General features: G+C 71.4%; 9 protein-coding genes. 8 read left to right on the top strand and 1 reads right to left on the bottom strand.

Translation table 11 applies throughout. From position 1 onward, the window contains the following. Window positions 1-295: 295 nt before the first annotated feature. Window positions 296-1,876 (bottom strand): oxidoreductase, encoded by a 1,581-nt coding sequence (locus ACFWBT_RS39700; RefSeq protein WP_385708745.1) that lies wholly within the window; start codon window positions 1,874-1,876, stop codon window positions 296-298. 174 nt (window positions 1,877-2,050) lie between these two features. Here ACFWBT_RS39700 and hisD point away from each other — a divergent pair, with 174 nt between their 5' ends. The 8 genes from hisD to hisF are packed head-to-tail and all read left to right on the top strand — an operon-like array spanning window position 2,051 to window position 7,809. Continuing rightward, window positions 2,051-3,400: a histidinol dehydrogenase gene (gene hisD / locus ACFWBT_RS39695; protein ID WP_385708742.1), complete on the top strand. Its 1,350-nt coding sequence runs from the start codon at window positions 2,051-2,053 to the stop codon at window positions 3,398-3,400. Further along, window positions 3,397-4,503: a histidinol-phosphate transaminase gene (locus ACFWBT_RS39690; RefSeq protein WP_385708739.1), complete on the top strand. Its 1,107-nt coding sequence runs from the start codon at window positions 3,397-3,399 to the stop codon at window positions 4,501-4,503. Before hisD ends, ACFWBT_RS39690 begins: the two co-directional genes overlap by 4 nt. Continuing rightward, window positions 4,500-5,093 (top strand): imidazoleglycerol-phosphate dehydratase HisB, encoded by a 594-nt coding sequence (gene hisB / locus ACFWBT_RS39685; protein WP_266757720.1) that lies wholly within the window; start codon window positions 4,500-4,502, stop codon window positions 5,091-5,093. Before ACFWBT_RS39690 ends, hisB begins: the two co-directional genes overlap by 4 nt. Further along, a complete protein-coding gene (locus ACFWBT_RS39680; protein WP_266757718.1) occupies window positions 5,090-5,254 on the top strand; it encodes a hypothetical protein in 165 nt (54 codons plus the stop codon). The genes hisB and ACFWBT_RS39680 overlap by 4 nt, the downstream gene beginning before the upstream one ends. Continuing rightward, entirely contained in the window at window positions 5,245-5,892 is a 648-nt protein-coding gene (hisH, locus tag ACFWBT_RS39675) for an imidazole glycerol phosphate synthase subunit HisH (RefSeq protein ID WP_351540187.1), read from the top strand. Before ACFWBT_RS39680 ends, hisH begins: the two co-directional genes overlap by 10 nt. Next, window positions 5,889-6,614, top strand: coding sequence for a bifunctional 1-(5-phosphoribosyl)-5-((5-phosphoribosylamino)methylideneamino)imidazole-4-carboxamide isomerase/phosphoribosylanthranilate isomerase PriA (priA, locus tag ACFWBT_RS39670; RefSeq protein WP_266757714.1), 726 nt, complete (start codon window positions 5,889-5,891; stop codon window positions 6,612-6,614). Before hisH ends, priA begins: the two co-directional genes overlap by 4 nt. Then, complete coding sequence (locus ACFWBT_RS39665) at window positions 6,611-7,057, top strand: RidA family protein (RefSeq protein WP_385708734.1); 447 nt, start codon at window positions 6,611-6,613, stop codon at window positions 7,055-7,057. The genes priA and ACFWBT_RS39665 overlap by 4 nt, the downstream gene beginning before the upstream one ends. After that, window positions 7,054-7,809 (top strand): imidazole glycerol phosphate synthase subunit HisF, encoded by a 756-nt coding sequence (gene hisF / locus ACFWBT_RS39660; RefSeq protein WP_385708730.1) that lies wholly within the window; start codon window positions 7,054-7,056, stop codon window positions 7,807-7,809. The genes ACFWBT_RS39665 and hisF overlap by 4 nt, the downstream gene beginning before the upstream one ends. The last annotated feature ends 59 nt before the right edge of the window (window positions 7,810-7,868 follow it).

Raw genomic sequence — 7,868 nt, 5'->3', positions numbered from 1 at the left:
GCTCCTCGCTCCGGACGCTCCTCGCTCCGGACGCTCCTCGCTCCGGACGCTCCTCACGCCGGACGCTCCTCACGCCGGACGCTCCTCGCGTCAGCCCCGGCGCCCCTCGCTCCGGACGCTCCTTGCATCGGCGTCTCTCGCGTCAACCCGGCCCCCCGCCGGACGCTCCTCACGCGGGTGTCTCCCGCGTCAGCCCCGGCGCCCCCCGCGTCGGGGCCTCCGCGTCAGCCCCGGCGCCCCCCCCGCGTCGGGGCCTCCGCGTCAGCCCCGGCGCCCCAGCGTCCGGGCCTCCGCGTCAGCCCCGTCGTAGCAGTCGCGTGGCCCCCGCGGCCACCGTCGTCGCCAGGATCCAGCCGAGGAGGATCACCACCGCCGCCAGCCACTGCCAGCCGCCGCGCAGCTGCCAGAAGTCGGCCTGCCCCAGGTCGATGACCGGCAGCAGCAGATCCAGGGCGAAGAGCGAGGCGTTCCACGGGGGATGTCCGTCGCCGTTGGCCGGGGTGTGGCCGGCGTGCGCGAACGCGACCGACGTCGCCGCCCACAGCACCGCCATCCACAGGGCGGCCCGGCCGGGCCGGTACCCGTAGGCGACCGTCCAGTCCTGCGCGTACCCCCAGAGCTTCGCGGCCAGCGGCAGGGTCTCGCGGCGGCGGCGCTGCTTGGCGAGCAGCACCTCGCGGGCGTCCTCGTCCTCACCGGAGTTGCGCAGCACGGTGGCCAGACGCTCGTACGGCTCCGGGTTGTACTCGGCGGTCGCCGCCGCCACCCACTCCAGGCGCCGGGTCAGCGGGAAGGCGCCCTGCGGGACCAGGCTCTCGTACGTGAAACCGCCCATGTGGAGGTTGCCCGGCGTCGGCCAGCTGGACGCCCGGTCGACCAGGTTGACGATCCGCGCCCCGGACAGCACGACCTTGCCGCGCTCGGGCCGTTCGCCGAGGAACCGCAGCTCCGGGGTCTGGACCCGGAGCAGCGACAGCTCCTGGTCGTCGTCGAAGGTGAAGCGGGCCCGTTCGAGGTCGAGCGCGTCACCGAACCGCCCGTCGTCCAGGCGGACCCCGCCCTGGCACTCGAACCGCTGCACCAGCGTGCCGCGCGCGGGTGTGGTGCCGCTGGTCATCACCGGATTGCCGAGGCCCGCGGGGGTCATGTACAGCGTGCGGTTGACGGTCAGCTGGGGGGCGTTGAGGGCGAGCCGGGTGTACGGATTGCTCAGCCGGCTGCCGCGCAGACTCAGCGACACGCCGACGGTGGCGCCGCGCAGGCTCAGCTCACCGTGCGACTCCAGCATCTCGGCCTGGAGGTCCTGTCCGACGGTCATGCCGTCGCCGGTGATGGAACGCCCGCGCCGGTCCCGGTAGACCACGGCCTGGTTGAGCAGCAGGTCCGTGCCGATGTGCGCGTCCGTCAGCCGTACCCCGTTGTGGAAGCGGCAGCGCGGCAGATGAAGATCGCCCTCGGTGTGCAGCCGGGCCGCCTCCAGGCGCGGCACCGCGCAGTCCACCAGCCGTACGGTCGTGAAGCGGGCCTCCGGCAGCAGGACCTCCTTTTCGAACCGGCACCCCTTCAGCTCCACGTACGGCACCACCGTGCCGCCCGCGAGATCGAGCACATCGGTGATCCGCACGCCGGTCAGTTTCAGGGACGCGACCCGGCCCTGGAGGGCGGGCGGCCCGTCGAGCAGCAGCCAGGCGACCATCCGGGCCCGGACACTCCGCTCGGGCCCCCACGGATGGCCGCCGTGCGGATCGTCGACGGTGGTGTCGCCGGCGCGCAGGTCGTACACGCTGCCGTTGCGGAAGGCCTGCCACATCCCGGCTTCGGCGGCGGTCAGTTCGTCCGGCAGGTCCCCGGTGCGGATGCCGGCACCTTCGGTCACGGCACGTCCCTTCCTCCCCAGCTACTCGCGGGTTTCGTACATTCGTGCAATGCCCGCTCAGTGACCGCCCGAACGCTACTGGTGACGAGGATCTTCCGTGGGACCGAAGGTGGCTTGTATCAGCCATTGATACAGGCGTCCGGCGCCTCGGCGCCGTCTGAGAGAATTGTCCCCGTGATCTCCCGAATCGATCTGCGCGGCGACGCCCTCCCCGAGGGTTCCGCCCTGCGCGACCTGCTGCCCCGAGCCGACTTCGACGTCTCGGCCGCCCTGGAGAAGGTGCGACCGATCTGCGAGGCCGTGCATCATCGGGGCGACGCGGCGCTGATCGACTACGCGGAGAAGTTCGACGGAGTACGGCTGGAGTCCGTGCGCGTCCCGGCCGAGGCCCTCGCCGACGCCCTGGAGCAGCTCGACCCCGCCGTGCGCGCGGCCCTGGAGGAGTCCATCCGCCGCGCCCGCCTCGTCCACCGCGAACAGCGCCGGACGACGCACACCACTCAGGTCGTGCCCGGAGGCTCGGTCACCGAGAAGTGGGTGCCCGTCGACCGGGTGGGGCTGTACGTGCCCGGCGGCCGGTCGGTGTACCCGTCGTCCGTGATCATGAACGCCGTCCCGGCACAGGAGGCCGGCGTCCCCTCCATGGCGCTGGCGTCCCCGCCGCAGAAGGAGTTCGGCGGCCTCCCGCATCCCACGATCCTCGCCGCCTGCGCACTGCTCGGCATCGACGAGGTGTACGCGGTCGGAGGCGCCCAGGCCGTGGCGATGTTCGCGTACGGCACCGAGTCCTGCGCCTCGGCCTCCATGGTCACGGGCCCCGGCAACATCTGGGTCGCCGCCGCCAAGCGCTACTTCACCGGCCGCATCGGCATCGACGCCGAGGCCGGCCCGACCGAGATCGCGGTCCTCGCGGACGACACCGCCGACCCGGTGCACGTCGCCGCCGACCTGATCAGCCAGGCCGAGCACGACCCGCTCGCCGCCGCCGTCCTGGTCACCGACTCGGCGGCCCTCGCGGACGCCGTGGAGAAGGAGCTGGAGCCGCAGGTCGCGGCCAGCAAGCACATCGAGGACCGGATCGTCCCGGCCCTGCGCGGCAGGCAGTCCGCGATCGTCCTCGTCGACGGCATCGACGAGGGCCTGCGGGTCGTCGACGCGTACGGCGCCGAGCACCTGGAGATCCAGACGGCGGACGCGGCCGCGGTCGCCGACCGGGTCAGGAACGCCGGAGCGATCTTCGTCGGCCCCTGGGCCCCGGTCTCGCTCGGTGACTACGCGGCGGGTTCCAACCACGTTCTGCCGACCGGCGGTTGCGCCTGCCACTCCTCGGGCCTGTCCGTCCAGTCCTTCCTGCGCGGCATCCACATCGTCGACTACACGAAGGACGCGCTCGCCGACGTGGCGCATCACGTGGTGACGCTGGCGGAGGCCGAGGACCTGCCCGCGCACGGCGCGGCGATCAAAGCAAGGTTCGTCGGAGACGAACAAATGTCGGGCGGTTGGAAGGTAGCCGAGGGCAAGTGACTGGCATCGACGATCTCCCCGTACGGGACGAGTTGCGCGGCAAGACCCCCTACGGCGCACCCCAACTCGACGTCCCCGTACGCCTGAACACCAACGAGAACCCCTACCCGCTGCCCGAGGCGCTCGTCGAGCGGATCGCCGAGCGGGTCCGCGAGGCCGCCTCCGGGCTCAACCGCTACCCCGACCGGGACGCGGTGGAGCTGCGCACCGAGCTGGCCGCCTATCTGACGAAGACCGGCAAGTACCCGGTCGGCACCGAGAACGTGTGGGCGGCCAACGGCTCCAACGAGGTCATCCAGCAACTGCTCCAGACCTTCGGCGGACCCGGCCGCACCGCGATCGGCTTCGAGCCCTCGTACTCGATGCACGCGCTCATCGCGCGCGGCACGGGCACGGCCTGGATCTCGGGGCCCCGCAACGACGACTTCACCATCGGCCTCGCCGCCGCCGAGCGGGCGATCGCCGAGAACCGGCCGGACGTCGTCTTCATCACCACCCCCAACAACCCCACGGGCAACGCGGTTCCGCCCGAGACGGTCCTCGCGCTCTACGAGGCCGCGCAGGCGGCGAAGCCGTCGATGGTCGTGGTCGACGAGGCGTACATCGAGTTCAGCCACGGCGACTCGCTGCTGCCGCTGCTGGAGGGTCGGCCGAATCTCGTCGTCTCCCGGACGATGTCGAAGGCCTTCGGCGCCGCCGGACTGCGCCTCGGGTATCTCGCCGCGCACCCGGCGGTGGTGGACGCCGTCCAGCTCGTACGACTGCCGTACCACCTGTCGGCCGTCACCCAGGCGACCGCGCTGGCCGCCCTGGAACACACCGACACCCTGCTCGGATACGTCGAGCAGCTGAAGGCCGAACGGGACCGGCTGGTCGTCGAACTGCGCGCGGCCGGCTACGAGGTGACCGAGTCGGACGCGAACTTCGTGCAGTTCGGGCGGTTCGCCGACGCCCACGCCGCCTGGCGGAAGATCCTCGACCGGGGCGTCCTGGTCCGGGACAACGGCGTACCGGGGTGGCTGCGGGTCTCCGCCGGAACCCCGGAGGAAAACGACGCGTTCCTCGACGCGGTACGTGACATGAAGAAGGAGCAGAGCGCATGAACCGCGTAGGACGCGTGGAGCGGGTGACGAAGGAGACGTCGGTCCTCGTCGAGATCGATCTCGACGGCTCCGGCAAGGTCGACGTGGCCACCGGCGTCGGCTTCTACGACCACATGCTCGACCAGCTCGGCCGGCACGGCCTGTTCGACCTGACGGTGAAGACCGAGGGCGACCTGCACATCGACTCGCACCACACCATCGAGGACACCGCCCTCGCGCTGGGTGCCGCCTTCAAGCAGGCACTCGGCGACAAGGTGGGGATCTACCGCTTCGGCAACTGCACGGTCCCGCTGGACGAGTCGCTCGCCCAGGTGACCGTCGACCTGTCCGGCCGCCCCTACCTCGTGCACACCGAGCCCGAGAAGATGGCGCCGATGATCGGCGAGTACGACACGACGATGACCCGGCACATCCTGGAGTCCTTCGTCGCCCAGGCCCAGATCGCGCTGCACGTGCACGTGCCCTACGGGCGCAACGCGCACCACATCGTGGAGTGCCAGTTCAAGGCGCTGGCCCGTGCCCTGCGTTACGCCTCCGAGCGCGACCCGCGCGCCGCCGGCATCCTCCCCTCCACGAAGGGCGCGCTGTGACAGGCCTTTCCAGCATCCTGATCGTCGTCGGCCTCTTCCTTCTCGGCGGGATCTACTCCTTCGTCAAGCAGGACATGCCCCGGAGCCTGATCGTGCTGCTCTCCATCGGCGCCGCGATGTGTCTCGTCGCCGGCGTCATGAGGCTGGAGGTGTGGAGTTGAGCGCATCCAAAAAGGTCGTCGTCTTCGACTACGGCTTCGGAAACGTACGGTCCGCCGAGCGCGCCCTCGCCCGTGCGGGCGCCGAGGTCGAGATAACGCGTGACTTCGACACCGCGATGAACGCCGACGGTCTGCTGGTGCCCGGCGTCGGCGCCTTCGCCGCCTGCATGCAGGGCCTCAAGGAGGCGCGCGGCGACTGGATCATCGGCCGCCGGCTGTCCGGCGGCCGTCCCGTCATGGGCATCTGCGTCGGCATGCAGATCCTCTTCTCGCGCGGCATCGAGCACGGCGTGGAGACCGAGGGACTGGACGAGTGGCCGGGCACGGTCGGACCGCTGGAGGCCGACGTCGTGCCCCACATGGGCTGGAACACCGTCGACACCCCGGCCGGCTCACGGCTCTTCGCCGGTCTCGACGCCGACGCGCGCTTCTACTTCGTCCACTCCTACGCCGTCCACGACTGGTCCCTGGAAGTCGGCAACCCGCTGCTGCGCGCACCCGTGGTGACCTGGTCGACGCACGGCAAGCCCTTCGTGGCGGCCGTCGAGAACGGCGCCCTGTCGGCCACCCAGTTCCACCCCGAGAAGTCCGGCGACGCCGGAGCCCAGCTCCTCACCAACTGGATCGGAACACTGTGAGCAAGCTCGAACTCCTCCCCGCCGTCGACGTCCGCGACGGCCAGGCCGTCCGTCTCGTGCACGGCGAGTCCGGGACCGAGACCTCGTACGGCTCCCCCCTGGAGGCCGCTCTGGCCTGGCAGAGCGCCGGCGCCGAGTGGCTGCACCTGGTCGACCTGGACGCCGCGTTCGGCACCGGCGACAACCGGGACCTGATCTCCGAGGTCACCAAGGCGATGGACATCAAGGTCGAGCTGTCCGGCGGCATCCGGGACGACGCCTCCCTGGCGGCCGCCCTCGCGACCGGCTGCACCCGGGTGAACCTCGGCACCGCCGCCCTGGAGACCCCCGAGTGGGTCGCCAAGATCATCGCCGAGCACGGCGACAAGATCGCGGTCGGTCTCGACGTCCGCGGCACGACCCTGCGCGGCCGAGGCTGGACCCGCGACGGCGGAGACCTCTACGAGACGCTGGAGCGCCTCAACTCCGAGGGCTGCGCGCGCTATGTGGTGACGGACATCGCCAAGGACGGCACGCTCCAGGGCCCGAACCTGGAACTGCTGCGCACCGTGTGCGCGGCGACCGACCGCCCGGTGGTCGCCTCCGGCGGGGTGTCCTCGCTGGACGACCTGCGCGCCATCGCCGAGCTCGTGCCGCTCGGCGTCGAGGGCTCCATCGTCGGCAAGGCCCTGTACGCCAAGGCGTTCACCCTCGAAGAGGCCCTGGCGGCGGTAGCCCGGTGAGCGCCGTGCGCCGCGTCACGACCGGGGCGCCCTGGGAGGACGTCTTCGGCTATTCCCGCGCGGTGGAGCTGCCGAACGGCCTGGTCCTGGTGTCCGGTTGCACCTCGGTGGTCGACGGCCAGATCGCCGAGGGCGACCCGTACGAGCAGGCGGTCAACTCCTTCGGCGCCGCGTTCGCGGCACTGGAGCAGTTCGGCCTCGGCCGCGACGACGTCGTCCGTACGCGGATGTACATCACCCATGCCCGGGACGTGGAGGCTGTCGGCCGCGCCCACAAGATGCTGTTCGACGCCGTCCGCCCCGCCGCGTCCATGATCATCGTCGCGGGTCTGGTGGACTCGCGGCTGGTGGTGGAGGTCGAGGTGGAGGCGTTCCGTTCCGCCGAGGACCCCGCTGGACGGTCCGGCGAAGACCCCACAGAACAGGGAGAAGCCCAGTCATGACCCTGGCGGTCCGAGTGATTCCCTGCCTGGACGTGGACAACGGCCGGGTCGTGAAGGGCGTCAACTTCCAGAACCTGCGCGACGCGGGCGACCCCGTCGAGATGGCCAAGGTGTACGACGCCGAGGGCGCCGACGAGCTCACGTTCCTGGACATCACCGCGTCCTCGGGCAACCGTGAGACCACGTACGACGTGGTGCGGCGTACGGCCGAGCAGGTCTTCATCCCGCTGACGGTCGGCGGCGGTGTCCGCACGGCCGAGGACGTCGACAAGCTGCTGCGGGCCGGCGCCGACAAGGTCGGCGTCAACACGGCCGCCATCGCCCGGCCCGACCTCATCCGGGAGATCGCGGAGCGGTTCGGGCGGCAGGTGCTCGTGCTGTCGGTGGACGCGCGCAGGACCGAGGGCGGTTCCTTCGAGGTGACCACCCACGGCGGTCGCCAGGGCACCGGCATCGACGCCGTCGAGTGGGCCCACCGGGCCGCCGACCTGGGCGCGGGCGAGATCCTGCTCAACTCGATGGACGCGGACGGCACGAAGGACGGCTACGACATCGAGATGATCGAGGCCGTACGCAAGCACGTCACCGTTCCGCTGATCGCCAGCGGCGGTGCCGGCCGGCTCGGTCACTTCCCGCCGGCCATCGAGGCGGGCGCCGACGCGGTGCTGGCCGCGTCCGTCTTCCACTTCGGGGACCTGCGGATCGGCGAGGTCAAGGAGAGCCTGCGCGAGGCGGGACATCCCGTCCGCTGACGATCCCGCGCCACCGCACCACCGTTCACGGCCCGCACCCGGGCAGCCTCCGCTGCCGC

Source organism: Streptomyces sp. NPDC060027 (assembly GCF_042737005.1).
Lineage (GTDB): Bacteria > Actinomycetota > Actinomycetes > Streptomycetales > Streptomycetaceae > Streptomyces.
Note: the sequence above shows the minus strand (reverse complement) of the source record. Positions and strands in the feature narration are given on the sequence as shown.

Bases quoted from the DNA above. Each gene is read 5' to 3' on its own strand.
- hisB (WP_266757720.1), top strand. From the start codon at position 4,500: ATGAACCGCGTAGGACGCGTGGAGCGGGTGACGAAGGAGACGTCGGTC.
- hisF (WP_385708730.1), top strand. From the start codon at position 7,054: ATGACCCTGGCGGTCCGAGTGATTCCCTGCCTGGACGTGGACAACGGC.